Origin of the sequence: Populibacterium corticicola, from assembly GCF_042683685.1 — a bacterium.
GTDB classification, from domain to species: Bacteria; Actinomycetota; Actinomycetes; order Actinomycetales; family Cellulomonadaceae; genus Timonella; species Timonella corticicola.
Window position 1 is genome coordinate 337837 of the sequence record NZ_JBHUOP010000004.1, and the last position, 26973, is coordinate 364809.

The following is a 26973-nucleotide window of genomic DNA, read 5'->3' on the forward strand; positions in this document are numbered from 1 at the left end:
ATCTACTCGGCGTCGCCTGTGGGGTTGAGTACTCGTTTCAGGAATTCCTGGGTTCGCTCGTGCTGCGGGGCGGTGATGACCTGAGCGGCATTTCCCTCCTCGACAACGACTCCCTGATCCATGAAGATCACGCGGTCCGCAACGTCGCGTGCGAAAGCCATCTCGTGGGTGACCACCATCATCGTCATACCCTGCTGGGCGAGGGAACGCATGACCTTGAGCACGTCTCCAACCAACTCCGGGTCGAGCGCAGAGGTAGGCTCATCGAACAGCATGATGTCAGGGTTCATCGACAGTGCCCGTGCGATGGCAACACGCTGCTGCTGACCACCCGATAGTTGCGCGGGAGTGGCGTTTCCGCGGTCGCCAAGACCAACCAGTTCAAGGTTCTTCAGGGCGATTTTCGTTGCCTCGCCCTTGGACCGGCGAAGTACCTTGCGCTGTGCCATTGTGCAGTTCTCCAACACAGTCATGTGATTGAACAGGTTGAACTGCTGGAACACCATACCTACCCGAGCGCGCAGAGCATCGATATCCAGATCCGGGTCGGTGATGTCCTCGCCGAGGACCGTGATCCTGCCGGAGGTGGTGGTCTCCAACTGGTTCACGCAGCGTAGGAGGGTGGACTTACCGGAACCTGACGGACCGATGATGCACACCACTTCACCCTGGTTGACGGCAAGATCGATGCCCTTGAGAACTTCGCGTTCGCCGTAGGATTTGTGCAGGTTATCTATCGTGACAATTGCGTTGCTCATGATCGGCTTCCTTCCCCGAAACGCTTCTCAAGCCGGCGGGCAAGCAGACCCAGTGGGATCGTGATGCACAGGTACGCGAACCCGACAACGAAGAGTCCAGTCAGGCCGCCCGTACCGTTGTTGAGCGCATCGCGACCGATCTTGGTCAGGTCGAACTGTGAGGCCGCCACACCGATCACGAACACGAGTGAGGTGTCCTTTGTGAGCAGGATGAGCTCGTTGGTCATCGGAGGGAGCACGATACGCACTGCCTGTGGCAGTACCACGGTTATCATCGTGCGGGCGTGGCTCATACCGAGGGAGCGAGATGCTTCGATCTGTCCCTTCGGTACGGCTTGGAGGCCGGCACGCAATACCTCTGCGATGTAGGCGGAGGATACGATGCCAAGAGCCAGAGCGGCTTTCGAGGTGACGTTGGGTAGGTTCACGCCAAACGCGATGGGCAGTGCGAATGCAACCGAGAATACAACGAGCAGTGCGGGGATGCCACGAAAGAACTCGACGTATGCTGTTGCGATCCAGCGGTATAGCCCTACCGAAGACAAACGCATAAGAGCAAGAAGGATTCCGAGCGTGAGTGCTAGCACGAATGCGGAGATCGTGTAGATGATCGTGTTGAGGAACGCCTGTGGGAGCTTTGGCAGAAGGTCAAGTGCCACCTGAACATTGAACATGTTCTGGGATATACGACCCCAGTCCGCGATAGCCACCAGAACCGCAACAACAACGACGAGTATGGCGTACTGAACTATTTGTGAGATGAGGGCACGCTGGCGTGGACTCATGCGAGCCCGGTGCGGTGCCAGCCGTTCAGGTGTGCTGTCGAGCGAGGTGGACATCAGTTATCTTCTGCGCCCACGTGCTTGGTGATGATCTCGTCGTACTCACCCGAGTCCTTGGCGTTCTTGATCGTGGTGTTGAGTGCCTCAACGATTGCGGTGTTGCCTTTCTTCACACCGAAACCGTACTGTTCGTTGGTGTTCTCGGTGTAGGCGATGCTTAGTCCATCGGCCAGGTAAGCCTGCAAGACGCCAAGGTCTGCTACGGCAGCATCGTACTGCTTTGTTGCAACTGATTGGACAACGGAGCCTACCTCTGGGAACTCTGCAACGTCGAGACCTGCCTCTTCTGCGACGGTCTTTCCGGTGGTTTCTGCCTGGACGGCGATGGTCTTTCCGGCAAGTTCGTCAAGGCTTGAGATCGTTAAGCCATCGGCGACAAGGACTCCTTGGTTAGCGTCGTAGTAGGGGTCCGAGAAGTCGAACTTTGCCTGACGTTCCGCAGTGATTGTCATACCAGTTGCGAGGACGTCACAGCTGCCGGCTTCAAAGGCAGCGCCGGAGGACATGGCGTCGAAGTCGTACTGGATGGCTTGGAACTCGAGCCCTAGTTCCTCAGCCGCCAACTTGGTGAGGTCAATGTCGATTCCGGTGAGGTTGCCGTCTTCGCCTTCGTACTCGAACGGCTTGAACGGCGCGTTGGAGCATACGGTGAGTACGCCGTCCGTGACGAGTTCAAGCTGCGGACCAGTGGTGTTCTCACCTGTTGGGTTAGCAGTCTCGTTTGAGTCCTGCGAGCAGGCGGACAGTGCGAGGAGGCCAGCGATGGTAGCGGCCACAACGGTGGTTTTCTTGGAAGCGAACATGGGGTTCCTCGATTCAGGCGAGTGTAGGGTTGAGCAACAATGAACTAATAGTAATCATACGCATGCATAATTATGCATTGCTAGTAGGCCCAATGAGGAATCCCTCACGTTAACTATGCGTAACGTTTTGTAGTTGTGTTTTCGATTGGGCGCACCATGTGAGAGCACCAACCTCATCACACATCTCGGACAGATCCTTCCTCCACATACTTGCGCCAGTTCGAAGGGCCAGAAAACGTCCGAGTGCACCTATTTTGTGTGCCTACCCGGACTAAAAACAGCCCATCGGCATGCGGGAGGGACACGTTCTCGTTCAAAAACGGCACATTGACGACGAGCCGGTTACTTCCCAGCACATGTCGCGCTGGGAAGTAACCGGCTCGTCGAAAATCTGGCTGGTCGTGAGGTCCAGACCTCTGTATAAGCTAACCTTGCCGCTGGACGGAGGCGGGAGGTCAGGACTCCTGAACTGGACCCCCGTACAGTTCGTTGATGGCCCATTCGAAGTCCTTGAGAACCAGGGCACGCTTGACCTTCATCGACGGGGTCAGATAGCCGTTGGCCTCGGTGAAGTCCGTGGTGAGCACCTTGATCTTGCGGATTGACTCAGCACGCGACACGGCCTCGTTGGCGCGGTTCGCTGCCCGGTCCAATGCGGCCAGCACGCTGGGGTTCTCGGCTGCTTCTGCCACGGTCATCGACGGCAGGCCGTGCGACTTGAGCCAGCCCGGAAGCATCTCCGGGTCTAGAGTCACGAGCGCGCCAATGAACGGACGCTTGTCACCCACCACAACCACCTGGGACACGATCGGATGACCGCGGAAACGGTCCTCCAGTAGGGCCGGAGCGATGTTCTTACCGCCAGCGGTGACAATGATTTCCTTCTTACGTCCTGTGATGCGAAGGTATCCATCCTTGTCGAGCGACCCGAGGTCACCGGTGTGGAACCAGCCATCCTGGAGTACCTTGGCGGTCTCCTCGGGATTGCCACGGTAGCCGCGGAACACATGGTCGCCCTTGATCAGGATTTCGCCGTCATCGCTGATGCCCAGTGACACGCCGGGGTATGCGGCCCCAACGGTCCCGATCTTGATGAGGCCGGGACGGTTCACAGCGGAGGGGGCGCAGGTTTCGGTCAGGCCGTAACCCTCGAGGATGGTCAGACCGATGCCACGATAGAAGTGCCCCAGGCGTTCGCCCAGTGGCGCACCACCGGAGATAGCGAATTCTGCGGCACCGCCCAGGGTTTCACGAAGCTTCTTGAACAGCAGCGCCGATGCGATCTGATACTGGACCGACAGCCCAAAGGAAGGACGGCCGCCACCCTCCCAGGCACGTGAGGTCTGGATCGCAACCTTAGCGGCCCAGCGGAACACTTTGAGCTTGAAACCGGTTCCGGCCTTCTGTTCTGCGGCGTTGTAGACCTTCTCAAACACGCGCGGGACAGCCAGCAGGAAGGTGGGCTTGAACGTCGCCAGATCACCGATCAGGTTCTTGGTGTCAGGGGAGTGCCCGAGCACGGAACCACCGGTCACGGAGACAACCGAGATGAAGCGCGCGAAAACGTGTGCGAGCGGCATGAACAGGAGCGTGCGCTTGCCCGGCGCGATGACGGCCTTGAGATCTGAGAGAACGCCGTTGCGGGTCAGGTATACGAAGTTCCAGTGCGTGAGTTCGGTTCCCTTGGGGCGGCCGGTCGTGCCCGAGGTGTAGATGATCGTGGCGACATCGTCGGAGTCGACTGCTGCGCTGCGCTTTTCAACCTCGGCGAGGTCCACAGACTCTCCGCGTTTGATCAGAGTGGTGATCGCGTCGTCCTCGATGGCCAGCACGTCCTGGATGAGTGGCAGGTTCTTCCGGGCCTCGGCCACAACGGAGGCGTGTCCCGCGTTCTCAACGATCACGAGTTTCGCGTTCGAGTCCGAAGCGATCCACTCAACCTGAGCAGCCGAAGACGTCTCGTAGATGGGAACCGGAACTGCGCCAACCGCCCAGCATGCGAAGTCGAGTAGGGTCCATTCATAGCGGGTGCGACTCATGATCGCGATCGTGTCTCCCGCCTCGATACCGGAGGCGATCAGGCCGCGGGCAACCGAGTGAACCTGGTTCTGGAACTCCTCGGCGGTAACCGGAGTCCATGTGCCTCCGAGACCGGACTGAATCTCGAACAGGGCTTCCTTACCCTGCTCGGAAACGCGCTTGGACAGGATGTCGTTGATCGTGAATGTACGTGGGACATCGATCAGGTTGGGCGATGTGGTTTCTTGCATGACACCCTCCTCGGGTGTAACTAATCGTTGGTGTGGTCTAAGCAATAGTGGCGGGGACGCTGTACGTCCCCGCCACTCGCATGCTTAGTTGCGTGGTGTTTTCACTGGTGGTTCACCGAGTTCGTACGAGGTGGCGCTGATACCGCCCTGCACTTGGGTGTCCGCGTCTGCGGCGGCTTCGACCAGTTCCACCGAGCCTGTTGCTCGGCCCGCTGCGACGATGTCCGTCATCGAGTGACGCACCGCCTCAAGGGACCCTGCAGGAACCGCAAGTGTGGCCGCCAAGATGGGGGTCTTCATGGAGACCTTGTTCTCGGACTTGATCTTGCGGAGCACGGCGAGCGCGTTTCCTGCTGCTGCCAGGTCTGCGGGGTTCGCGTTTCCTGCGGCGGTGCGTAGAACCTCAGCGGTTGGCCATGGAGCGTTGTGGATTGAACCTTCGCGCCACCAAGACCAGACTTCCTCGGTCGCGAAGGGGAGAACAGGTGCGAACAGGCGCAGCAGCGTGTCCAAAGCAATCGCCAGCGTGGTGCGAGCCGAGACAGCCGCTTCGCTTGGCACCGAAGCACCATCTGCGTAGGCACGGTCCTTGACCAGTTCGAGGTAGTCGTCGCAGAACGTCCAGAAGAACGATTCGGTGAGTTCGAGTGCACGGGTGTGGTCGTAGGCTTCGAGCGAGGCCGTCGCCTTCTCAACCACATCTGCCAATCCGGCAAGCAGTGCCTTGTCGAGTTCTTCGGTGACGAGAGCCGGGTCCAACACAATCTCGGACTCTGCACCGAACGACAGCGCGAACTTCGAGGCGTTGAGGATCTTGATCGCGAGGCGGCGACCGATCTTCATCTGGCCAACCTCGAATGCAGCGTCAGTTCCCAAACGTGCCGAAGCAGCCCAGTAACGTACCGCGTCGGAGCCGTGCTCTTCGAGCAGACCCATTGGGGTAACAACGTTGCCCTTGGACTTCGACATCTTCTTGCGGTCTGGGTCTAGGATCCAACCGGAGATGGCGGCGTGCTTCCATGGCAGCGAGTCGTGCTCGAGGTGGGAGCGCACCACGGTTGAGAACAGCCAGGTGCGGATGATGTCTTGACCCTGTGGGCGCAAGTCCATGGGGAACACGCGCTCGAACAGGTCGGGGTTGGACAGCCAGCCACCGGCGATCTGCGGGGTCAGGGACGAGGTCGCCCACGTGTCCATGATGTCCGGGTCACCGATGAAGCCGCCTGCAACGCCGCGCTGGTCAGCGGTGTAACCGGCAGGAACGTCGGAGGACGGGTCAATCGGCAGGCTGTCCTCGGAAGGAACGATCGGGTTCGACCACTGTGGTTCGCCCTCTGCGTCTACTGGGTACCACACAGGGAACGGCACACCGAAGAAGCGCTGGCGGGAGATCAGCCAGTCACCGTTGAGTCCGCCAACCCAGTTGGAGTAGCGAACCTTCATGAAGTCAGGGTTGAAGTCGAGTTCCTCACCACGGCCCAGAAGTTCGGCACGCAGTGGGCGCGCGTCCCAGTCGCGGCCACCATTGCGGATGTACCACTGGCGGGAGGTCACGATCTCGAGTGGCTTGTCGCCCTTTTCGAAGAAGTTGGCCTTACGCTGCGTGGCAACCGGTTCACCGTCCAAGTCCCCGGCTTCGCGCAGGGCGTCAACGACAGCCGTGCGCGCGGAGAACGTGGTCTTGTTCGCGATGTCCTCGAACAGCGCGCGGCCAGCGGAATCAGTGATCCAGTCCGGGGTTTCGGCGATGATACGGCCGTCACGGCGGATGATCGAGCGGGTTGGCAACTGCAGCTCACGCCACCACTGAACGTCGGTGAGATCACCGAATGTACAGCACATGGCGATACCCGCACCCTTGTCCTTTTCAGCGGCAGTGTGTGCCAGAACCGGAACCTCGACGTTGAACAGCGGCGAGGTGACGGTCGTGCCGAACAGGTGCTGGTAGCGCTCGTCATCTGGGTGGGCGATCAGAGCAACACAGGCTGCGAGAAGCTCGGGACGAGTCGTCTCGATCTGCACTGGCGTGCCATCGGCCTGATGGAAGTTGACCTTGTGGAAGTGGCCCGGGTAGTCGCGTGCCTCAAGTTCAGCCTGGGCAACGGCGGTCTGGAAGGTAACGTCCCATAGGCCTGGAGCCTCGGCTTGGTAGGCCTCGCCGCGTGCAAGGTTGCGCAGGAACGCGGTCTGGGCCACGGCCTGAGCGTCTTGGCCGATGGTCTGGTAGGTGCGGGACCAGTCAACGGACAGGCCAAGGTGACGCCACAGCGCCTCAAACTGCTTCTCATCTTCACCGGTGAGGCGTTCGCACAGTTCTACGAAGTTCTTACGGGAGATCGGCTGCTGGTCGGCTGCCTTGACGGACTTGCCTTCAGCGCCCTGCAGTGGCGGCTCGTAGCCTTCGACGTAGGGCAGCGACGTGTCGCAGCGGACGCCGTAGTAGTTTTGCACGCGGCGCTCGGTGGGCAGGCCGTTGTCGTCCCAACCCATGGGGTAGAAGACTTGCTTGCCCTGCATGCGCTTGTAGCGTGCGACAACGTCGGTGTGGGTGTACGAGAACACGTGTCCTACGTGCAACGATCCCGAGACGGTCGGTGGAGGGGTATCGATCGAGTAGACCTGCTCGCGGGTCGCGTTCGTATCGAATGCGTAGGTCTTGTTCTCGTCCCACGCGGTGTTCCATGTTGCTTCGATGCCGTCCACGCTCACGCGGTCCGGTACTGCGCGCACGGTGGCGCGAACCGGGGTTGCGGAGGTTTGCGGGGAAGCCGTTTCGTCAAAGGCACTCATGGTTCACTATTCTCCCATAAATGCCGCTCTGCTTTGGGTGACTAGTCGGTATGTGGCACTGTGATTCCGGCTTATACATTGGCGACGAGCCCGCACCTTCCAGCCCCACCCCACCTTCGCGGTGGTGCGGGTCGGTTGGAGATATGCGAGACAATGTGGGCATGGAACTTCGCGTATGGGCGCCAGACACAATCGGTGAGATCACACATGGCACTGACCTCGGCGAACTGATCGTCACGCATCTGCCCGACCTCGCCGACGGGGACATTGTGTGCGTCACCTCCAAAATTGTGTCCAAGGCCGAAGGACAGATACTCACCGCAACCGACCGCGAAGACGCGATCACCAGTGAAACCGTCCGACTCGTCGCCAAGCGAACCCGGCCGGACGGGCCACCGCTGCGAATCGTCGAAAATCATCTCGGGCTCGTCATGGCCGCCGCTGGCGTGGACGCCAGCAACACCGCCGATGGAACGATCCTGTTACTTCCACGCGATCCCGATGCGTCGGCCGTGCGAATGCGCGCCGCAGTGCGCAAGCGGTGCGGGGTGAACGTCGGCGTGGTCATCTCCGACACCGCGGGCCGCCCGTGGCGGGCAGGGCTGACCGAAATCGCCATCGGCTGCGCAGGCCTCACCCCGCTTGAAGACTTCCGTGGCGCGAGCGACACGGCCGGACGCGAACTGTCCGTGTCCGTGACCGCAGTCGCGGACGAACTGGTCAACGCCGCCGAACTCGCCAAGGGCAAGCTGGGTGGACGGCCGCTCGCTGTGGTGCGTGGGCGTGGTGACCTAGTGCTTCCCATTGGCGACGATGGGGCCGGGGCGCGCTCGCTCGTGCGGCTCGGGGAATCGGACCTGTTCTCGATGGGCACAGCCGAAGCAATCGAGTACGGGCGGTCCCTTGCCTCCCCTCGCTGAGCGTCCCCTCTCGCATGACTATCGAGTGCGCGATTGTGCGAGCGCGTAAGGGGCCAGGCAGGCCTCGCTCATCAGAGCCTAAAGACCAGGTAGGATGCTGTAAAGTTCGCTTCCAGATCAGGGATCACACGTGCCGCAGCAGAGTACCCGTCAACCGCTCTACATTGCCATGACTTTGGCTGTCGGAGCGATCGCCTACTTCATCAACGGGCTCACCCAAGCAATGACAAAGATCCCTATCGTACTCGGGGTGGGAGACTACCTCGAAGGAGAGGTAGGACGACTCGCTCCCACACAAGCGGTCTACTACTCTGAAACGCTAGTCGGTATTGAACGCATCGCGAATAATCACACGACTTCGGCGCTCGCGGTCCTGTTGATCGCGGCGGCGATTGCCTGCGCCCCACAGATCCGACGTGCGATTAACCTCGAAGTGCCTCGGAGTCGAGGGCAAATGACCGCGATGTTTCTGATCCTTGCCGCTATCGTGCCTTCGAGCGTCGCCCACTCGCTCAACACCTGGATACTGGAGCGACAGGGAGTGGAACTGGGAGAGCGTTACGTTAGGCCTTCGGACTTCCTTGAACTCGTTGGGCTGCTCCTATTCGTAGGCATTGCTCTCTTGATCTATGTATCCCGGCGAGTCAAAGCAGCGCAGTATGCCGCGTATATGCAGCAGAACCATAGTGCCCCTCCGGTTTAGCAGTTATCTGATGTCATTGTGAGCCAAAAACTGTTGTAACTAACCATAAAAGATGGCTAGTTGCAACAGTTTTTGGCTCGGTAGCAGTTTCCGGTCCGCCCGGGGTCGAGGAATCTGGGGTTAGCCGAACACGATCAGTGGGCTACCCGTGCGCGGATTGGTCATGACCGTTGAATCGACGCCATAGACCTTGCGGATTAGCGCCTCGGTCAGAACCTCAGACGGTGGTCCAGAGGTGACAAACTTGGCGCGGTCCATCACGATCAGCTCGTGCGCGAACGTGGCCGCGAGGTTCAGATCATGCAAAGCGGTCAAGACCGTCTTCCCAGCAGCGGCCAATTCGCGGAGCAAAGCGAGCGTGGAAAGTTGCGCGGCAACGTCAAGGTGATTGGTCGGTTCATCGACTATCAAAATGTCTGTCTGCTGCGCCAACGCCTTTGCGATCAACACGCGCTGACGTTCACCACCCGACAAGGTCCCAAACTCTCGATCCTTAAGCGCTGTCATCCCCACGAGTTCCAGGCATTCGACCGCAACCTCGACATCTAGCGTTCGCGGGCTGGAAAGCACTGACCGATGCGGAATGCGCCCAAGCAGCACGACATCAAATACAGTCAAAGCTCGGTCGGCGGATGCGCTCTGTTCCACGTAGGCGAGGGTCTTGGCCTTTGTTCGTGGCCGCTCAGCCAGCCAGTCGGTCCCTGCAACCTCCACCGTGCCTGCATCAGGTTGCTGAACTCCTGCCAAGATACGCAGCAGTGAGGATTTGCCTGACCCGTTGGGGCCGATCAGCGCAGTGACCTTACCGTGAGCGATATTCTCGCTTAGTCGCGTCAAGATTTGTGTCGACCCGACTCCCCATGACACGTCCTCGAATGAAAACGCTGGTGCATGATCCGCACTCAACTCAGCCGAAACGGCGGGGGAGGTGGGCTGGGTGGCGGCAGGATCGTCGTCAATGGAAAAACTCACGAACTGACCCCTCTCGAACGCCACAAGACAAACGCAAACACGGGCGCGCCGACAATCGCGGTCACAATGCCGACTGGCAGCTCGCGCGGTTCGAACACGGTTCGAGCGAGCGTATCCGCCCAGATCAGGAATACCGCACCCACCAGTGCGGATGCAGGCAGCAGGAAGCGGTGGCCGGACCCGGCGATTAAACGGACCACGTGCGGGACAATCAGACCGACAAACCCAATTGAACCGGACACAGACACCATCGCGCCCGTCAGCAGCGCGACCGCCAGAAGCAAACCCCAGCGCCAGCGCGAGGCATTGATACCAAGGGACCGGGCAGAATCGTCGCCAAACGTGAACGCGTCAAGCACATTGCCGGTGGCCGCGAGCGGCACGCCCAACACCACCAGCGCTACCCCCGCGATGGCAACCGACTGCCACGTCGCGGAACCCACCGACCCCATGAGCCAGGCGAGAACCTCACGGTAGGAATCGCCCGAAGCCGACCAGAAAATGATGAAACTCGTCACCGCCGCACACAGTTGACTGACCGCAAGACCAGCCAAAACAGTGCGAGTGGGCGTGAGTTGTCCCAACGACCCCGCCAAGGTAAGCGATGCCGCCAGCGCCGCGACCGCACCTACGAATGCAGCCACCGGGAGCAGCACGCCTACTCCCAGCAACAACACGAGCACCGCGCCCAATGACGCACCCGAAGACAGCCCGAGGAGATACGGATCGGCCAGCGGATTGCGGGTAAGCGACTGCATGATCGCGCCGCTGACCGCGAGGCCAGCACCCACGCATGCCGCCGTCAATACCCGGGGGAGTCGCAACTCCCACACCATCGCATCGCGCAGTATCGACAGTGGTTCGAGACCGAGCAACTGGCCGAAGCCGAGGTGATGCGTAATAGACGCAAACACCTCGGCAGGACTCAGCGCGGCAGGTCCGATCGCGACGGCAACGGCGACCGACACGGCCAACGCCGTGACCAGCGCGATGAGAATGAGCGGGCGGGTTAGTTTCATTTACTCGAAGGACAGGTCAGCCAATTGTGCGGACAGATCAGTAGCCGCGGACACAGAACGGACGCCCGCCTCGGTCGCGGGGAACGGAACCACGAGATAGCGCTCGTTCTGCACTGCAGTCAGCTTGGCGGTCGCCGGGTTGCCCTCAAGTACGCCGATCTTCTTCTCGGTCGTGCCCCACGCGGAATCAACCAGCACGATCACATCCGGGTCGGCCTCAATGACCTTCTCCCACGATATCGAACCCCATGTGTCCTCGATGTCTGCCGCGATGTTGGTGAGTCCGATCGTGTCCATCGTCAACTGGGCAGAACCCTTGCCACCGCCCACAAACGGCGTATCCGAACCGGAGGAGTACCAGAGCGCGGTCAGGCCACGCTCATCTTTGGTGACCTGTTCGAGTTCTGCCTTCTGATTCTCGACGAGTTGGCTGGCTTCTGCTTGACGGTCGAATACCTGCCCCATCAGTTCGATTTCGTTGAACACATCCTCATAGGTGAGCGGGTCTGGCTGATAGCCCGGTTCCTTGCATGCGCTTGGGGCGACAAGAGTGTTGACTCCGAGGCTCTCAAAGGTGTCGCGTTCACCCATTCCGTCAGCGGAAAGGTTAGACTCCCAACCCACATAGATGAGATCTGGTTCAAGTTCGAGGAGAGTTTCGGTGCCAGAGAGCTTGTCCGAGAGTGGTGTTTCGATTGCTTCGTTGCCTTGCGCTGGGGCTTCGAGCCATTCCGGTAGCGGGCCGTCCTGGTAGGTCGTGCCGATGATGCGGTCACCCACGCCAAGCGCCAGCATCATTTCCATGGTCGAGGACTTGGCGGTGACAACCTTTTGAGGTGCTCCCGCGAACGTGGTTTCAGTGCCGCAGGTGTCAATGGTGAGGGGATAGGTTGTCTCGAGTGCGTCATCGGTCGGTGACGCAGAGGTATCCGGTGATGTGACCTCAGCAGAAGTGTTGTTTTCTTGTTCCGGGGTCTGTGAAGAGGGAGAACATCCGGTCAACACGAGCAGTGAGGCGGACAGGGCGGAGGTTGCCAATACGAACTTGCGGTTGGCGAAAGTCGAACGTGACATGAGGAAGTGAACCTAGCTGCGGGATGAACCGCATAACCAACCCGTGCAATTCGTGGTGCAATGTGCGGCACGACTGGCAGTGCAGTAACCAGTACAACCGGCGAAGGAAATCCACGCGCAGCAACGTTGCAGGATTGTATGTTCGGATAGATAGCGCCGACCCGTGTGCGCTGATCAACAGACTAAATCGAGCCTGTATACACGCGACCAAAGCCAGCCGCGAGATCCGATATGAGTCTACACCTGCGGTGTTTCAAGCATGTGACACGTGGGCTTGGGCTGCTCTTGTTCAATGCCTGACAACCGAAGTGTGGTTGTGCTACAGAGTATTCCGACGGGGTGGGGATTTACACTCCAAACTGTGTAGAAAGTATCCATACTTCGTGGAGTAAACCCCCACCCCGTTCAAGGTTTAGGAAGAGAGTTCTTGGTCGCGTGCGATCGTTGCCTTGACCGCGTCGGCCACGTTACTCAGGAACGCGTTCGACTCGAGCGACATCAGCCCAGCAACGGTTGTTCCGCCGGGGGAGCAGACCTGGTCGATGAGGTTCCACGGCGATTCGTCAGACTCCTTAACCAGAGCAGCCGAACCGAGCACCGCCTGAGCAGCGATCTTGGTGGCTGTTGCCTTGGGCATACCGGCCGCGACGGCTCCACGAGCCAGCGCGTCGATAAACAAGAACGCCCAAGCCGGGGACGAACCCGCGATTGCCGTAAACGCCGAGAACTGGGATTCGGGGACCTCGACAACCTCACCGATGGACTCAAACACCCGGCGCACGGCGGTGTGGTCCTCATCCGTGGCAAGCTTGTTAGCGCAAATCCCCGACATACCCTGGCCAATCCGCGAGTTCACGTTCGGCATGACACGAGCGATACGCTGCTCCGACCCAACCAACTCGGCAAGATTATCCAGCGAAAGCCCCGCAGCAATCGACACGATGAACGGCTTCTTCTCGGCAAGAGTCTCACGAATCTCCGCCGCGACAACGCCAAGCACCTGGGGTTTAACCGCGAGAATGAGAACATCAGCCGCCGCAGCCACCTCAACGTTGGTGTCGAGCGCACGCGTACCGGTTGCCTGAGCGAACGCGTCACGCTCAGCCTTCGACCGCGACGAAAACACGATGTCCGACGCCGCAACCACACCACCATCAATAAGGCCGTGCACGATCGCACCGCCCATGTTACCCACGCCGATGAACCCGTAAACTGCCACTGTCATTCCCCTTCAAGTGCGAAAAGTTTGCTCCCATCAACTTACATCGTTCGCCGCGCGAGTGCCCTGCGCGTCTGGCGTTGCGCTCGCGTGGTGTGGCTAGGAAGTAGCGGTTTGGAAGTAGTCGTCAAGGGCACGCTCGACTGGGCTCTCCAAGTCCACCGTCATCTCGACGACGGGAACTTGTAGACCGTCTTGGTTCTTCTGGGTGGTCTCGACAGGGGAGTGGATGTCCCCTTTTCCCATGTAGAAGAAGTCGGTTCCTTCGACATCATCCTTCTTCACGAATACGTGGAGATCATTTGTGTTACTGAGTAGGGCCTGAATCTCAGCGGACTGTAGAGTGCGCTTTGACTTACTGCACCAGGCGATCTGCGATTGGTTAATAAAACCTTCTTCGTAGTGCACTGCAGAAGTGATGGTGTCGCTCTTGTGATACGTGATGAAGATTGGGCAGGTCTGAGTTGCACGATCAATTTTGTAGCCATACATCGTGGACTGTTGGTTGTTTTCCCAGTTAAGCAGCCTGCACACATCCTTACGGGAGTAGCGCATGCCGAGTTTAAGAGGTGTGCTCCAGGAGTACCGGTGCCGTGCTAAATGCAGGCCCGTTTGCAGGATGTCCTTGAGGTGCTCACGGAACAGTTTGCCAGAGCGGTATTGAGCGAGTATCTGCTCATTGAGGATGTACGCGCCGTGCTCAACTCGAACAACTGGCTGCGTGCCGTACTTTTTGCGTTCGGCTTCCGTAAAGAAGGAGAGGTCAAAGATACGTCTTATGGAGGTGAGTGTCGCTTTGTCGGTGCGTAGCCTGTTCTTCTCAAGGAATCTGTGGGTTGCGTCAATGCCGGAAGTGCCGCCCTGCTTAATCAGGAGATCAAGAATGAGTAACTCATGTGGGCGTTTGCCGTTGAGGAATTCGGTGGAAGCGTAGGTCAATGTCTGGTGCTCTAAGGCGTTGGGCTTAGAGCTTTCCAGTTTCGTCCTGGTGAGGAATTGCCAGTAGTTTCCTTCTTTTGATGCGAGGACTACAGGGTCGAGGGTGTCCTGGGTGGCGAAGTCGAACAAGGTCGGAATGCGGTTGAGCCGATACTGGAGGTCAAGGACTTCCTTTTTCAAGGCTCCCAGCGAGTCCAGTTTGGTTTTAGCTAGCGACTGAAGAACTCGTTCGCGTGCTACCAGATCGAAGTTCACTGAAGATACACCGGCAATGGCGCCGGCTTCTTCTGCTTGGATCATCTTTTGGCGGATGAGGTCTTTGTTCCGAGAACTGTCGCCCAGAAGGGCGATAGGGACTAGGTAGTTATTTGTGTAGTTCCCAATAAAGTCGATTACAACTAGGTATTCCTTACCGGTGGCTTTGCGGAGTCCTCGACCAAGCTGCTGCGTAAAGATGATGCTGGATTGGGTGTTCCTCAGCATGACAACCTGATTCACCGAGGGGATATCTATGCCTTCGTTGAAGATATCGACGGTCAGGATGTAGTCGAGTTCGCCGCGTTGTAGCGCGCAGACTACGTCTTCTCGGACGCTGATTGGATCGTCACCGGTGAGTGCTTGTGTGCGTAAAGGTTGGTTGTGGACAGTGCGGGTGTTCAGAAGTGCTGACAGTTCGTGCGCTTCATCTTTGCGGCTGCAGAACATGAGGCCGCGTACCGGAACGCCAGCGTGCCCGTAGGTTTCGAGCGCCTGGACTAGGTGAGTTACTCGCTCGGAGGAGATAAGCCGACTGAGATCAGCGGCGTCGCTGATCGTTTGGCCTTGGTCGGTGGTGTATTCGGTTACCCCGTAGTAGTGAAAGGGCGAGAGCATGTCCTCTTCGAGTGCACGCTGAAGCCGGATCTCGTACGGAACATTGAAGTCGAACAGTTCGTAGATGTTGAATCCGTCGGACCTCTCGGGCGTTGCAGTGACGCCCAACAGAAACTGGGGCCGCAGGTAATCCAGTACTCTCCTGTAACTGTCAGCTCCGGCTTTGTGCACTTCATCTATCAGGATGTAGTCGAAAGATTCAGGGTCGATGGTATGAAGTACATCTGGTCGGGAGAGCGTCTGGATAGTCGCAAACACGTACTTGCGGCCCAGGTCCTTGCTGCCTCCGGTTAGCTTGCCAAAATCAGTCTGTGGTGCGGAAAGGACTCGTTGGAACTCGTAGATTGCACGGTCGAGGATTTGTTCTCGGTGCACCACGAATAGCATTCGTTCAGGCTGGAAGGCGCGTACGTCAAGTGCCGTGAGAATGGTTTTACCCGTCCCGGTAGCAGAAATAACAACCGCTCGTTTCTCCCCGGCGTCCCGCACTGTTTGGATTTGTATCAGTGCGTCGCGTTGCATCGCATTGGGAACAACGAGCGCGGTTGCCGGTGCCTCATTGGCAGAGCTGTGCGTTGGGAGGACTCCGCTGGCGATCGCCTCCAGGCCACGTTCTAGGGTGTCTGTTGGATCGGTTTCTTCAGTGAATGGGGTGTCGTAAGTGCCTATTGGGAGGTCGTCATTCCCGCCTTCATTCGTGGATTGAACGACTGGAACGTGGCGCGGCACGTAGCGTGATTCGTACTCGGTGATCCACTCGGAGGTCAACAGGACGCTGTTACGGGTCTGGTCGTTGAGCGCCGTTTGGATCTGGTGCACGATGTCGCCGTCCGGCATCGCCGCAAACTTGATGTTCCACTCGTTGTTCTTAATGAGCGCAAAATGGGTGAGGTTTGAACTTCCAACGATTGCGGTATGCGTGTCAGGCTGCTCGAATAGGTATCCCTTGGCATGAAACCCGCGCTGGTTATCGTTGAAAATCCGTACGGTGGTGTTTGGGAGGTTGAGGAGTTCGCGGAATACGGATGGTGAGTTGAAGCCGAGGTAGTCCGAAGTGATGATGGTGCCACTCGCACCTGAATCGAGGATCGCTTGTTTGAGCAAAGCGATGGCTGAACTGGTCACGAATGCCACTGAGAACGTGAACGATACAGCCGTGTGCAACTCGTGTTTAAGAGCCCGCAGCATCGTGTTGCCATCAACATTGGCGATTAATTGGGGCTGCTGCGCCCGGTTTGAAGATGTGCTTCGGTCGAGGAAGCCGAAAGTCAAGTCCGCTAGTAACGGCTCATGCGGGGCGCTCATGAGAACTTGGAAACGAGTAGTTCCACCGCGGGTACATCGGCCGGCGCCCATTCAACGGTGTGGAGGTCGTTTGGGTCCAGCCAGCGCTCTTCGGAGTGTTCGGTGAGGGTTGGGGCGCCTTGGATGATTTCGCACAGGTATGTTGTCAGTGAAACGATGCCGAAGTCATATTGATGGTCGGTGGTGGTGACGAACTCTCCCACCTGGATGGTGCAGCCAAGTTCCTCTTCGATTTCGCGTTTCAGCGCTTCCGGGGCACTTTCTCCTACTTCAACTTTTCCGCCGGGGAACTCCCATAATCCGGCCAAGCTCATATTGGGGCCACGCTTGCATGCGAATATCTGGCTGTTCTTTATGATGACGGCGCCGACGACGGTTATGTGCTTCACAGGGGTCCCCAACCTAAGTCTCTAATTTGAGCTCAGGCGATGGAAGCGCAAGAGCCATGTTGAGCTTACGAAAATCTGCTCCGACAAGCTAGGACCCTGCGACGGTGTCGTGTCTCTGGGCTGCTTTGGGTTTTACGACTGATTAGCGACGACGTCACAAGCCACAGCGCATCGTGCGTTGCGGCGTGAGTTGGGTGGCGTCTACATCTGTGGGGCTCGGACCGTTGAACGGTCCGAGCCCTCACGGGTTGGTGGTAGGTCGATCAGGGGATGGTCAGAAGTAATAGCCGCTCACGTCGAACACGTAGAACGCCGCGGGGAATACCCACACGGCGAGTTGCAAGGTCACGTACAACATCATGTTTGTGCGCCGACCACTGGAACTCGCGCCGAGCATGAGCCCACCGAAAACTGGGGGAAGTACGAGCCCGCAGGCGGAAAGGACGAGGAAGAGCCCGAAGGTCAGTGGCGTAACGAGATTTGAGGAAATGGTCAGAATCAAGAGCGGCACTGACCAGAGCGTTGTCAGATAGGTTTGGGCAACCGCAGCGCTCAAGGCATCGATGAACGATATCCGTTGCCTGGTGACGAAACCGGTGACCATTCCAAGCAGAGCCAGGATGGGCCAAACCAGTACAACAACGATTTGAGCGGCGAGCATACCGAACAACTGGGTGCCTGCTGCCTCAGCAGATCTGTACGGGTCGTCGGTCATTGGAAAGTTGAAGCTAAGAACGAGCACGAGGACGCATTGCAGCAGGGCGATTTGAGTGAGTGCGTTGTGTTGCGGTTTGCTGTGCCATTTAAGGAGTTTGATGCTGCGGCTCGGGTTGAACGCGAGGATCGCGCCCGTTGCAGCTAAGAGAACGCGAAACGGTTTGGGCTGTTGAGCATGAGGCTGCTGGGGTGGGTGCGGAGGCGGTGCGGGTAGTTCGTGGGGCAGTGGTGCGAAGCTTTGGAAACTCATTTGTTCTCCTCGGTCGGTTGTGGTCAACATCGAGGCTATGGGTGTGGTTGAGCAGGCTAGACGGTATCCACATGGGGAGTCCGTCATCCGCAATTACCCGTGGTAACTAGGCCGCAACCAATTTGTGTGTTAACGCGAGCCGAGCCGCGTCGATGGGGTCTTTTTCGTCCGAGTCCACACTTTTTAACTATGCACCCGGACGAAAAACACCCCACCGAGGGGGAGGTGCTAGAGAACGTCAACAGGTAGAGGCGACAGGGTAACGAACGTTACGTTTCTTAACGGTTGTTCGTAGGGTGAACGTGCTGGAGTTCGGGAGCGTGCTCGGGCATACTGGAATGGTGCCAAACACTGAACGCGAGAACCTGATGACCGGGCGTGGAGCCGTTGCTCCGTCCGTAGGGTCGCTGTTCGCTGGCGCATGTTGTTGCTGTTGTTGATCCGATTCCCCACCCGAACACGAATCAATCCAGCGCGAATCGCATCCCACTCCTAACACTGCTGAATCATGCAGTGAGGCGTATCTGCACGCGGGAAACCTGTCCCGCCGCCTAACGGGAACAACGGGAGAGCGAGCGCACAGCACCGAAAGAACCCATAACACTCATGTCACTCGACGTCGCCACCCCACAGGCAAAACACGTTGCATTCCCCACAACATCGGCCCACACCGCGCACGGTGTCCGCACCGCAACGTTGGACCGCGCACCCTATGCTGCCGCACCAACCACCACAACGGAACACGACAGTAAAACTGGCCGGATCGTCGCCAATCAGAAAACCGCACGCAACACCACGCCAGAAGCGGAATTTGACGAAATTTCGCGGAAACTGACCGCTGGACCGCTCACCCTCGAATATCTTGTGTCGTACGCCATTGAGGCGTACTCGAAACGCTGACAAACCGGGCGCTCAAGACTGCGACCAGTGAGGCCGACAACGAGCAAGACACCACCCGGCGAGATGCTGTCGGCGCGTCGCGGTGCACGATGTGACAGCGCGGCCCAACAGGACTAGGATGGTAAAGATTTTTGAGCGTTGATCCGGCAATCACCGGGGAGCTTCCGGAAGAACCGGCTTAGTCACGCGTCGCGGTCACCGTAAGGCCCGCGTGCGCATCGCAAGATGCGTGATGCCCGCGAAGCACAGCCTCAGTAGAACCGGACGGGGAGGCCCGTCACAGCCTAGGAGAGCGGTCGAAGACATATGCGCGAATTCCCCGAAATGGGGAACCACGTCATCTTTGGCAAGCGGGGTGGTACCGCGGCCCAACGCACACGCGTTTTGGAGTTCGTCCTCGCACATCGAATGCATAGGTCCACCCAGGAGCGCCACCAAGATGAGCCTTGGCCCGAATAACTCGTATCCGCTGCACCGCGACCAAAAAGGCGTGCAAGCGTCCCCGCACCTGCCAACGCTTGAGGAAGATGTCCTTGAGTATTGGAAAAAGGACGATACTTTCCAGGCCTCCATTGACCAGCGTGATGCTGGGGTTGATGGCTCGAACGAGTTCGTGTTCTATGACGGCCCTCCCTTTGCGAACGGCCTGCCGCACTACGGCCATCTTCTGACTGGTTACGCCAAGGATGTTGTGCCTCGTTTTGAGACGATGCGCGGTAAGCGGGTTGAGCGTCGTTTTGGGTGGGACACGCACGGTTTGCCTGCGGAGCTTGAGGCTGAGCGGATCCTCGGTATCACGGATAAGTCCCAGATCGAAGAGATGGGTATCGGTACGTTCAATGAGGCGTGCCGCACTTCGGTGCTGAAGTACACGAAGGAATGGGAAACCTATGTGACCCGCCAGGCGCGCTGGGTTGACTTCGAGAACGACTACAAGACCCTTGACGTGACGTTCATGGAGTCTGTTATCTGGGCGTTTAAGACTCTGCATGACAAGGACTTGGCTTACGAGGGTTATCGTGTGCTGCCGTACTGCTGGCATGACGAAACCCCGCTGTCCAACCACGAACTGCGCATGGATGATGACGTCTATCAATCGCGTCAGGACCCTGCGCTGACCGTTGGGTTGCGCCTTGACTCGGGCGAACTCGCACTGATCTGGACCACCACGCCGTGGACTTTGCCGTCCAACCAGGCCGTCGCTGTCGGACCGGATGTGGACTACGTGATCGTGGCTCCGGGCACGGACTCGGCATTCGCGGGGGACAAGGTACTTCTCGGTGCCGCGCGCCTGTCCGCGTATGCGAAGGAACTCGGCGAGGACGCAACCGTCCTGGAAACCGTGAAGGGTTCACAGCTTGCGGGCCGCCGCTACGCTCCAGCGTTCCCATACTTCGCAAACGACCCAGAAAACCCTGCCCAGCACCAGATCATCGTCGCGGACTACGTGACCACCGAAGACGGTACGGGTCTGGTCCACCAGGCGCCAGCGTTCGGTGAAGACGACATGATCGCCTGCGACGCCGTGGGCATCAAGCCCGTTGTGACCGTGGATGAGAAGGGCCAGTTCAACGCTCTCGTGCCGGACTACACCGGCCAGCAGGTGTTCGACGCCAACCCAGCGGTCATCAAGGACCTCAAGGAAGGCACCGGACCGCTCGCGCACGTTGCGCCAGAACTGCGCGCCAAGGTCATCCGCCACGAAACCTATCAGCACTCCTACCCACACTGCTGGCGCTGCCGTAACCCGCTGATCTACAAGGCCGTGTCCTCGTGGTTCGTTCGCGTGACCCAGTTCCGCGACCGCATGGTTGAGCTGAACGAGGACATCACCTGGACCCCGGAGCACATCAAGCACGGACAGTTCGGTAAGTGGCTTGAGGGCGCACGTGACTGGTCGATCTCGCGTAACCGCTACTTCGGTACCCCAATCCCCGTGTGGGTTTCGGACAACCCGGAGTACCCACGTACGGACGTGTATGGTTCTTTAGCTGAGCTCGAAGCCGACTTCGGCCGCCTGCCACTCAACGACAAGGGCGAGCCTGACCTGCACCGCCCATACATCGATGACTTGACCCGGCCAAACCCGGACGACCCGACCGGCCAGTCCACGATGCGTCGCATCCCTGACGTTTTGGACGTGTGGTTCGACTCCGGTTCGATGCCGTTCGCGCAGGTCCACTACCCGTTCGAGAACCGTGACTGGTTCGAGCACCACTACCCAGGCGACTTCATCGTCGAGTACATCGGTCAGACGCGCGGCTGGTTCTACCTGCTGCACGTGCTCGCGACCGCTCTGTTTGACCGCCCCGCGTTCCGCACGGCTGTCAGCCACGGAATCGTGCTCGGTTCGGATGGCCGCAAGATGTCGAAGTCGCTGCGCAACTACCCGGACGTGTCCGAGGTATTGAACCGTGACGGCTCCGACGCGATGCGCTGGTTCCTGATGTCCTCGCCGATTCTGCGCGGTGGAAACCTGATCGTGACCGAGGACGGTATCCGCGATTCGGTGCGTCAGGTGCTGCTGCCGGTGTGGTCCACGTACTACTTCTTCACGCTGTATGCGGGTGCCGCTAACGGCGGTGAGGGCTATGTCGCTCGCGCTGTGCGCGCCGACGAGGTGGCCGGGCTGCCGGATATGGACCGTTACCTGCTGGCTCGCACCCACAACCTGGTTGCGAGCGTCACCGAGCAGATGGACCGCTACGACATCGCTGGCGCGTGCGAGTCCGTGCGCGAATACCTCGACGCCCTGACCAACTGGTATGTGCGCACCCAGCGTGACCGCTTCTGGCGCGAGGACCACAACGCATTCAACACGTTGTTCACGGCCCTCGAAACCCTCACTCGCGTCATGGCGCCGTTGGCACCACTGCTCGCCGAGGAAGTATGGCGCGGCCTGACCGGCGGACGTTCCGTCCACCTCCAGGACTGGGTTGACCTGTCCGGCTCGTTCGGCGAGGTGCTGATTGCCGACGATACCCTCGTTGGCACCATGGAGCAGGTTCGCAACGCGGTATCGCTTGGGTTGTCGTTGCGCAAAGCGAACAAGCAGCGTGTGCGCCAACCGCTCGCCAAACTCACGGTGGTTGTTCCTGACCAGCAGACCCTGTCTCCGTACACGAACATTCTCGCGTCTGAGTTGAATGTCAAGAGCGTTGAGCTGACTGAACTGTCTGAGGAAGCGACGGCAGCGTACGGCATCACGCAGAACCTTGCCGTGAACGCCCGTGCGGCCGGTCCACGTTTGGGCCGCGGCGTGCAGGCGGTCATCAAGGCCGCGAAGGCTGGCGACTGGTCCGTTGTTGACGATGCCGTTGTGGTGCGCACCGCTGACGGTGACGTTGCACTTGAGGAATCCGAGTACGAACTCACCACGGTTGTTGGCGGGGGAGCGGACGGCCAGATCGCGGCTGCGGTGCTTGCTGGCGGCGGATTCGTGGTCTTGGACCTCGCGCTCACTCCAGAGCTTTTGGCAGAAGGCTACGCACGTGACGTGATCCGTGACGTTCAGGACGCACGTAAGGGTGCTGGCCTAGATGTAGCTGACCGGATCAACCTCACGCTGACCGTCCCTGAAGAGTACGCACCGGCTGTTGAAGCGAACCGAGAGTTGATCATGCGCGAAACCCTCGCGTTGACGCTGTCGGTTGTGGCCGCCTCCGTTGACGAGCGTGCCGTAGCAGTAGAAAAGGCTGAAGCGTGAGCAAACGCAAAAAGACAGACGCGCCTGTGACTCCCTCGCCGGAGGCCCAGGCGCGTCTGCGCGAAATCTACGGCGAAATCATGGCCCGAAACCCGGAGCACGATTTCGTCCCCACCCTTGATCGCGTCCGCGACGTGTGCGATCTGCTGGGCAACCCGCAAAACGCCTACCGGTCGATCCACATCACCGGAACGAATGGCAAAACCTCGACCGCGCGCATGATCGAGTCGCTCGTGTCCGAACACGGGCTACGCACCGGACGGTTCACCAGCCCACACCTGACCTCAGTGACCGAACGCATCGCAATCGATGGCGAACCCATCAGCGTTGAACGCTTCATCGAAACCTACGATGACGTGCTGCCGTACATTGAGATGGTTGATGTGCGCTCGCAGGCCGATGGCGGTCCGCGGCTGAGCTTCTTCGAGGTCTTGACCGTCATGGCCTACGCGGCGTTCGCAGACACCCCGATTGATGTGGCCATCGTTGAGGTCGGCATGGGCGGAACCTGGGACTCCACCAACGTGATCGACGCCGAGGTTGCGGTCATCACGCCGATCTCGCTCGACCACACCAAGTGGCTGGGCGACACCGTGCGAGACATCGCGATTGAGAAGTCCGGGATCATCAAGGACGGCGCAACCGTTGTGGTGTCCACCCAGACCGAGGTCGCTGACGAAGAGATCGCCGTGGTGGCGGGCGAGCGTGGAGCTCGTTTGCTTCGCGAAGGCCAGGAACTCAGTGTTTCGGCGCGCACCCCAGCGGTGGGCGGCCAAATGATGTCGCTGACTACACCAGCGGCAACCTACACGGACATCTACCTGCCCATGTTCGGTGAACACCAAGCGCACAACGCCCTACTCGCGTTGGCCGCAGTGGAAACCCTCATGGCTAATGGTGGCGCACTATCGGGTGAGATCGTTGAAGCTGGGTTTGCCAACGCGAGTTCGCCTGGACGTCTCGAACTCGTGCGATCCAGCCCCACAATCATCGTGGACGCGGCCCACAACCCGGGCGGCGCAGAGGTCCTCGTGGACGCGCTCGAAGAGTCGTTCAACTTTGACCGGCTCATCGGTGTCATCGGAATCCTCGCGGATAAGGATGCGGAATCGGTTTTGTCCGTGCTCGAACCCGTGCTCGCAGAGATCGTGGTCACGACCTCGTCATCCGTGCGCAGCATGGAGATTGAGGACCTCGCAGAGTTGGCCCGCGAAATCTTCGGTGAGGACCGCGTGCACGTTGAGGAACGCCTCGACAACGCGATCGACCTAGCGGGTGCCCGCGCCGAATACCACGACACCATTGGTGTGGGAACGGGAACCGGTGTTCTTGTGGCCGGTTCGGTGATCCTTGCGGCTGAGGCGCGCATCCTGTTGGGCAAAGAATAATCACTGTGCAGTGAAATCCCCGGAACCTCCCTGCGGCGGTTTTCTGCTTGGAGGTTCCGGGGATTTTGCGTTTCCACGGACTTAGCTGCGCTACCGAAAATTCATGTGCGATGGGTGGAGCCAAAACCGTCAACCGGTGATTGAATGGAAGAACCTTAACTTCACCGCTACCCATGCGGGCAACGATGCCCGCTGGATTGGACGTTCACATGAAGAAGTTGATCAACAGCCCTGAAAGCGTGCTTGCTCAGACCGTTGAGGGATTCACCCTCGCGCACAGCGATCTTGTCGAAGCACACACCGACCCGGTGTTCATTTCCCGGGCGACGCCCACGCCATCTGGAAAGGTCGCTCTCGTGTCAGGTGGTGGTTCTGGCCATGAGCCACTGCACGGAGGATTCGTGGGCGACGGCATGCTCGACGCCGCCGTTCCAGGTGCCATGTTCACCTCGCCCACTCCCGATCAGATTGAGGCCGCAATCAAGCACGCGGATGCTGGCGCGGGCGTGCTCAACATCGTCAAGAACTACACGGGCGATGTCATGAACTTCGAGATGGCAGTCGAGCTTGCTGAGGCTGACGACATCAATGTTCGATCGGTCATTGTCAACGACGACGTTGCGGTTGAGGACTCCACGTGGACCGCTGGCCGCCGCGGTGTCGCAGGAACTGTACTGGTGGAGAAGATCGCTGGGGCGGCAGCGGTTCGAGGCGATGATCTCGATGCCGTGACCACGCTAGCGCAGAAGGTGGTGGACAACGTTCGCTCGATGGGCGTTGCACTGACTGCCTGCACCGTTCCGCATGCTGGTGAGCCGAGTTTCACGCTCGCGGAGGATGAGATCGAGATTGGCATTGGTATCCACGGTGAGCCAGGCCGTGAGCGGATCAAGTTGCGCACCGCGGACGAGATCACCGAGTTGCTGCTCGGTCCTGTTGTCGAGGACCTCGGCATCGGGAACGGTGAGAAGGCGCTGCTGTTCGTCAACGGTATGGGCGGTACGCCAGCCTCGGAGTTGTACATCGTGTACCGGCACGCCCGGAAGCTGCTTGAGGATCAGGGCGTTGAGGTCACTCGTTCACTGGTGGGCAACTACGTGACGTCGCTTGAGATGCAGGGCGCTTCAATCACCGTGCTGCGGCTCGATGAGGAACTGACGACCCTATGGGATGCGCCGGTTAAGACTGCTGCGCTGAACTGGTAGCAGAGTGAGCCTTCGCCTTGCGGTGATCTGGGTACGGTTTTCTCTGTTTGCCCTAGTAAGTTAAAACAGAGAAAACCGGCACTGCCGCTATTCCTCGTCGGGGACCCAGCGCAGTAGATCGCCCGGCTGGCAGTCCAGAACCTCGCACATCGCCTCGAGGGTCGTGAACCGGACGGCTTTGGCTCTGCCGTTTTTCAGGACAGCGACGTTTGCGGGGGTGATTCCGATTGCCTCCGCAAACTCGCCGACCGACATCTTGCGTTGCGCGAGCATGACGTCAATGTCGACTTCGATGGCCATCAGATCACCTGCTCAAGTTCGTGTGACTGGGTGCTCGCGGCAGCCCGGTAGGCGCTCGCCTATCTGCATATACATTGCCGACGAGCCGGACAGACCCAGCGCACCTCAGGTCGTGTAGTGTGCCCGGCCCGCGAAAGAGATGTAGCGTGCCCCACCCGCCTACGAGCTTCCACCGAGTACAGTTGTCTTCACCATCAACCGTTCCACAAAAACTCATCAGACTTGGAGCCACCGTATGACCGCCGACGTTCAATGGTCTCTCTCTTGGATTCGTGATGTCGCTGCCCGTGTATCGGAACGAAAATCGGAGTTCACCACGCTCGACCGTGAAATTGGCGATGCGGATCACGGGGAGAATCTCAACCGTGGTTTCACCGCGGTCGTAGAAAGGATCGATGGCCTCGAACAGCCTCCAGGAACAATCGGCGACGTGCTCAAACTTGTGGCTACGACGCTGATGTCGACGGTTGGGGGAGCATCGGGCCCACTGTATGGAACCGCGTTCTTGCGCGCATCAAAAGCCGCAGCCGTGCCCGAGTTGGACGGGCAAGCAGCCTCAGCGCTCATCTCTGCCGCCCTTGAGGGAGTTTCCACCCGGGGAAAAGCCGTGGTCGGCGAGAAAACGATGATTGACGCATGGGCGCCTGCCGCTGCCGCAGCGGCACAGAGCGCTGAGAACGGTGAAGACGCTGCTCAGGTGTTCGCCGCGGCAGCGCAGGCGGCAGCGCAGGGTGCGGAGGAGACGATCGAACTCAAAGCCACCAAGGGACGCGCAAGCTACCTTGGGGAACGCTCTGTGGGACATAAGGACCCTGGAGCGACAACAACGGCACTTATTCTGGAAAGTGCAGCCCGAACAGTCCAATAAAGGAGGAAAGATGGGAACTAAAGTATCCCTCGTGTTGGTTTCTCACTCCGAGAAGTTGGCTGAAGGTGCAAGGGATCTGGCGCGTCAGATGGCGTCAGAGGTTGTGATTGAGGTTGCGGGAGGCCTCGAAGACGGATCAATCGGTACGTCGTTCGATCGGATCTCCGCAGCAATCGAGGAAGCTGCAGGCTTCGCGGAGTCGGACGAAGAGCAGGAAGCCCACGACGTTGTGGTGATCTGCGACCTTGGTTCCGCGATTCTCTCGACTGAGAGCGTGCTGGAATTTCTCCCAGAAGAACTCGTGGGGCATGTCTATATGGCTGATGCACCGTTCGTTGAGGGAGTGATTGCGGCTGCCGTGGAAGCAGAATCCGGTGCCGGCGTCGAGGCCGTTCGAACCGCAGCGGAAGAAGCCCGCGCGTTCCACAAGGGAAGTGGAGCAGTCGACGCGCAGGCGGAGGAAACTGCAGATTCACAGCGCGTGAACACTGCCACCGATCACACGACGACCGTTCGCAATCCGTTGGGGCTGCATGCGCGTCCCGCAGCGGTTCTGGCCAAGTTGATCAAGGGATTCGACGCACAGCTTACGCTCAACGGAGCAAACGGTGCATCGGTTATCGAGATCATGAAATTGGGTGTGACCGGCGGGCAAACCGTGCGCGTGCAGGCCGATGGACCTCAAGCCACTGAAGCCGTCAAAGCCGTTGTCGAGGCCATCGACGGTGGGTTCGGTGAACTCTAGGACCTGAACAAGCCACGT

The 26973-nt window shown here is 59.2% G+C and carries 21 protein-coding genes; 8 read left to right on the top strand and 13 right to left on the bottom strand.

Annotation, left to right across the window (positions count from 1 at the left end; translation table 11 throughout):
* Nucleotides 1-2: 2 nt before the first annotated feature.
* The 5 genes from ACFSYH_RS11035 to valS all read right to left on the bottom strand — a co-directional run bounded on the left by ACFSYH_RS11035 (nt 3) and on the right by valS (nt 7463).
* A complete protein-coding gene (locus ACFSYH_RS11035) occupies nt 3-758 on the bottom strand; it encodes an amino acid ABC transporter ATP-binding protein (RefSeq protein ID WP_377467003.1) in 756 nt (251 codons plus the stop codon).
* Nucleotides 755-1597, bottom strand: coding sequence for an amino acid ABC transporter permease (locus tag ACFSYH_RS11040; protein ID WP_377467004.1), 843 nt, complete (start codon nt 1595-1597; stop codon nt 755-757). The genes ACFSYH_RS11035 and ACFSYH_RS11040 overlap by 4 nt, the downstream gene beginning before the upstream one ends.
* Nucleotides 1597-2403, bottom strand: a complete 807-nt coding sequence (locus tag ACFSYH_RS11045) for a transporter substrate-binding domain-containing protein (protein ID WP_377467005.1) — start codon at nt 2401-2403, stop codon at nt 1597-1599. The genes ACFSYH_RS11040 and ACFSYH_RS11045 overlap by 1 nt, the downstream gene beginning before the upstream one ends.
* A 455-nt stretch (nt 2404-2858) precedes the next feature.
* Nucleotides 2859-4673: an AMP-dependent synthetase/ligase gene (locus tag ACFSYH_RS11050; RefSeq protein ID WP_377467006.1), complete on the bottom strand. Its 1815-nt coding sequence runs from the start codon at nt 4671-4673 to the stop codon at nt 2859-2861.
* A gap of 84 nt (nt 4674-4757) precedes the next feature.
* Nucleotides 4758-7463: a valine--tRNA ligase gene (gene valS / locus ACFSYH_RS11055; protein WP_377467007.1), complete on the bottom strand. Its 2706-nt coding sequence runs from the start codon at nt 7461-7463 to the stop codon at nt 4758-4760.
* Between the two features lie 161 nt (nt 7464-7624).
* On the opposite strand from valS, the gene cofE reads away from it, so the two are divergent.
* Together cofE and ACFSYH_RS11065 are read left to right on the top strand one after the other, a co-directional pair.
* Nucleotides 7625-8383 carry a coenzyme F420-0:L-glutamate ligase gene (gene cofE, locus ACFSYH_RS11060; protein ID WP_377467008.1) on the top strand — a complete coding sequence of 253 codons (759 nt, stop codon included), beginning with the start codon at nt 7625-7627 and terminating at the stop codon, nt 8381-8383.
* Between the two features lie 130 nt (nt 8384-8513).
* Nucleotides 8514-9086 (top strand): hypothetical protein, encoded by a 573-nt coding sequence (locus ACFSYH_RS11065; protein ID WP_377467009.1) that lies wholly within the window; start codon nt 8514-8516, stop codon nt 9084-9086.
* A gap of 120 nt (nt 9087-9206) precedes the next feature.
* On the opposite strand, the gene ACFSYH_RS11070 is transcribed toward ACFSYH_RS11065, so the two are convergent.
* From ACFSYH_RS11070 to ACFSYH_RS11100, 7 genes are all read right to left on the bottom strand, one after another.
* Nucleotides 9207-10058 carry an ABC transporter ATP-binding protein gene (locus ACFSYH_RS11070; protein ID WP_377467010.1) on the bottom strand — a complete coding sequence of 284 codons (852 nt, stop codon included), beginning with the start codon at nt 10056-10058 and terminating at the stop codon, nt 9207-9209.
* Nucleotides 10055-11077: a putative F420-0 ABC transporter permease subunit gene (locus ACFSYH_RS11075; protein WP_377467011.1), complete on the bottom strand. Its 1023-nt coding sequence runs from the start codon at nt 11075-11077 to the stop codon at nt 10055-10057. The genes ACFSYH_RS11070 and ACFSYH_RS11075 overlap by 4 nt, the downstream gene beginning before the upstream one ends.
* On the bottom strand, nt 11078-12151 hold the full coding sequence (locus tag ACFSYH_RS11080) for a putative F420-0 ABC transporter substrate-binding protein (RefSeq protein WP_377467012.1): 1074 nt from the start codon (nt 12149-12151) through the stop codon (nt 11078-11080).
* Between the two features lie 412 nt (nt 12152-12563).
* Entirely contained in the window at nt 12564-13376 is an 813-nt protein-coding gene (gene proC / locus ACFSYH_RS11085; protein ID WP_377467013.1) for a pyrroline-5-carboxylate reductase, read from the bottom strand.
* Nucleotides 13377-13469: 93 nt separating this feature from the next.
* A complete protein-coding gene (locus tag ACFSYH_RS11090; RefSeq protein ID WP_377467014.1) occupies nt 13470-16487 on the bottom strand; it encodes a DUF3427 domain-containing protein in 3018 nt (1005 codons plus the stop codon).
* Nucleotides 16484-16876 carry a (deoxy)nucleoside triphosphate pyrophosphohydrolase gene (locus ACFSYH_RS11095; RefSeq protein WP_377467015.1) on the bottom strand — a complete coding sequence of 131 codons (393 nt, stop codon included), beginning with the start codon at nt 16874-16876 and terminating at the stop codon, nt 16484-16486. Before ACFSYH_RS11095 ends, ACFSYH_RS11090 begins: the two co-directional genes overlap by 4 nt.
* A gap of 274 nt (nt 16877-17150) precedes the next feature.
* Nucleotides 17151-17843, bottom strand: a complete 693-nt coding sequence (locus ACFSYH_RS11100) for a hypothetical protein (RefSeq protein ID WP_377467016.1) — start codon at nt 17841-17843, stop codon at nt 17151-17153.
* Nucleotides 17844-18449: 606 nt separating this feature from the next.
* Here ACFSYH_RS11100 and ACFSYH_RS11105 point away from each other — a divergent pair.
* The 4 genes from ACFSYH_RS11105 to dhaK all read left to right on the top strand — a co-directional run bounded on the left by ACFSYH_RS11105 (nt 18450) and on the right by dhaK (nt 25042).
* Complete coding sequence (locus ACFSYH_RS11105; RefSeq protein WP_377467017.1) at nt 18450-18743, top strand: hypothetical protein; 294 nt, start codon at nt 18450-18452, stop codon at nt 18741-18743.
* A 439-nt stretch (nt 18744-19182) separates the two neighbouring features.
* Entirely contained in the window at nt 19183-22449 is a 3267-nt protein-coding gene (gene ileS / locus ACFSYH_RS11110) for an isoleucine--tRNA ligase (RefSeq protein ID WP_377467018.1), read from the top strand.
* Nucleotides 22446-23837: a bifunctional folylpolyglutamate synthase/dihydrofolate synthase gene (locus tag ACFSYH_RS11115; protein WP_377467019.1), complete on the top strand. Its 1392-nt coding sequence runs from the start codon at nt 22446-22448 to the stop codon at nt 23835-23837. Before ileS ends, ACFSYH_RS11115 begins: the two co-directional genes overlap by 4 nt.
* Before the next feature lie 209 nt (nt 23838-24046).
* Nucleotides 24047-25042, top strand: a complete 996-nt coding sequence (dhaK, locus tag ACFSYH_RS11120; RefSeq protein WP_377467020.1) for a dihydroxyacetone kinase subunit DhaK — start codon at nt 24047-24049, stop codon at nt 25040-25042.
* 87 nt (nt 25043-25129) lie between these two features.
* Here the strand turns inward: dhaK and ACFSYH_RS11125 are convergent, their stop codons facing one another.
* Entirely contained in the window at nt 25130-25342 is a 213-nt protein-coding gene (locus ACFSYH_RS11125; protein WP_377467021.1) for a helix-turn-helix domain-containing protein, read from the bottom strand.
* A 235-nt stretch (nt 25343-25577) separates the two neighbouring features.
* Here ACFSYH_RS11125 and dhaL point away from each other — a divergent pair, with 235 nt between their 5' ends.
* Both dhaL and dhaM read left to right on the top strand, forming a co-directional pair.
* The gene (gene dhaL, locus ACFSYH_RS11130; protein ID WP_377467022.1) at nt 25578-26210 is read left to right on the top strand and encodes a dihydroxyacetone kinase subunit DhaL; all 633 of its coding nucleotides are present in this window, start codon (nt 25578-25580) and stop codon (nt 26208-26210) included.
* A 10-nt stretch (nt 26211-26220) separates the two neighbouring features.
* Nucleotides 26221-26955, top strand: coding sequence for a dihydroxyacetone kinase phosphoryl donor subunit DhaM (gene dhaM, locus ACFSYH_RS11135; RefSeq protein ID WP_377467023.1), 735 nt, complete (start codon nt 26221-26223; stop codon nt 26953-26955).
* Nucleotides 26956-26973 lie beyond the last annotated feature (18 nt).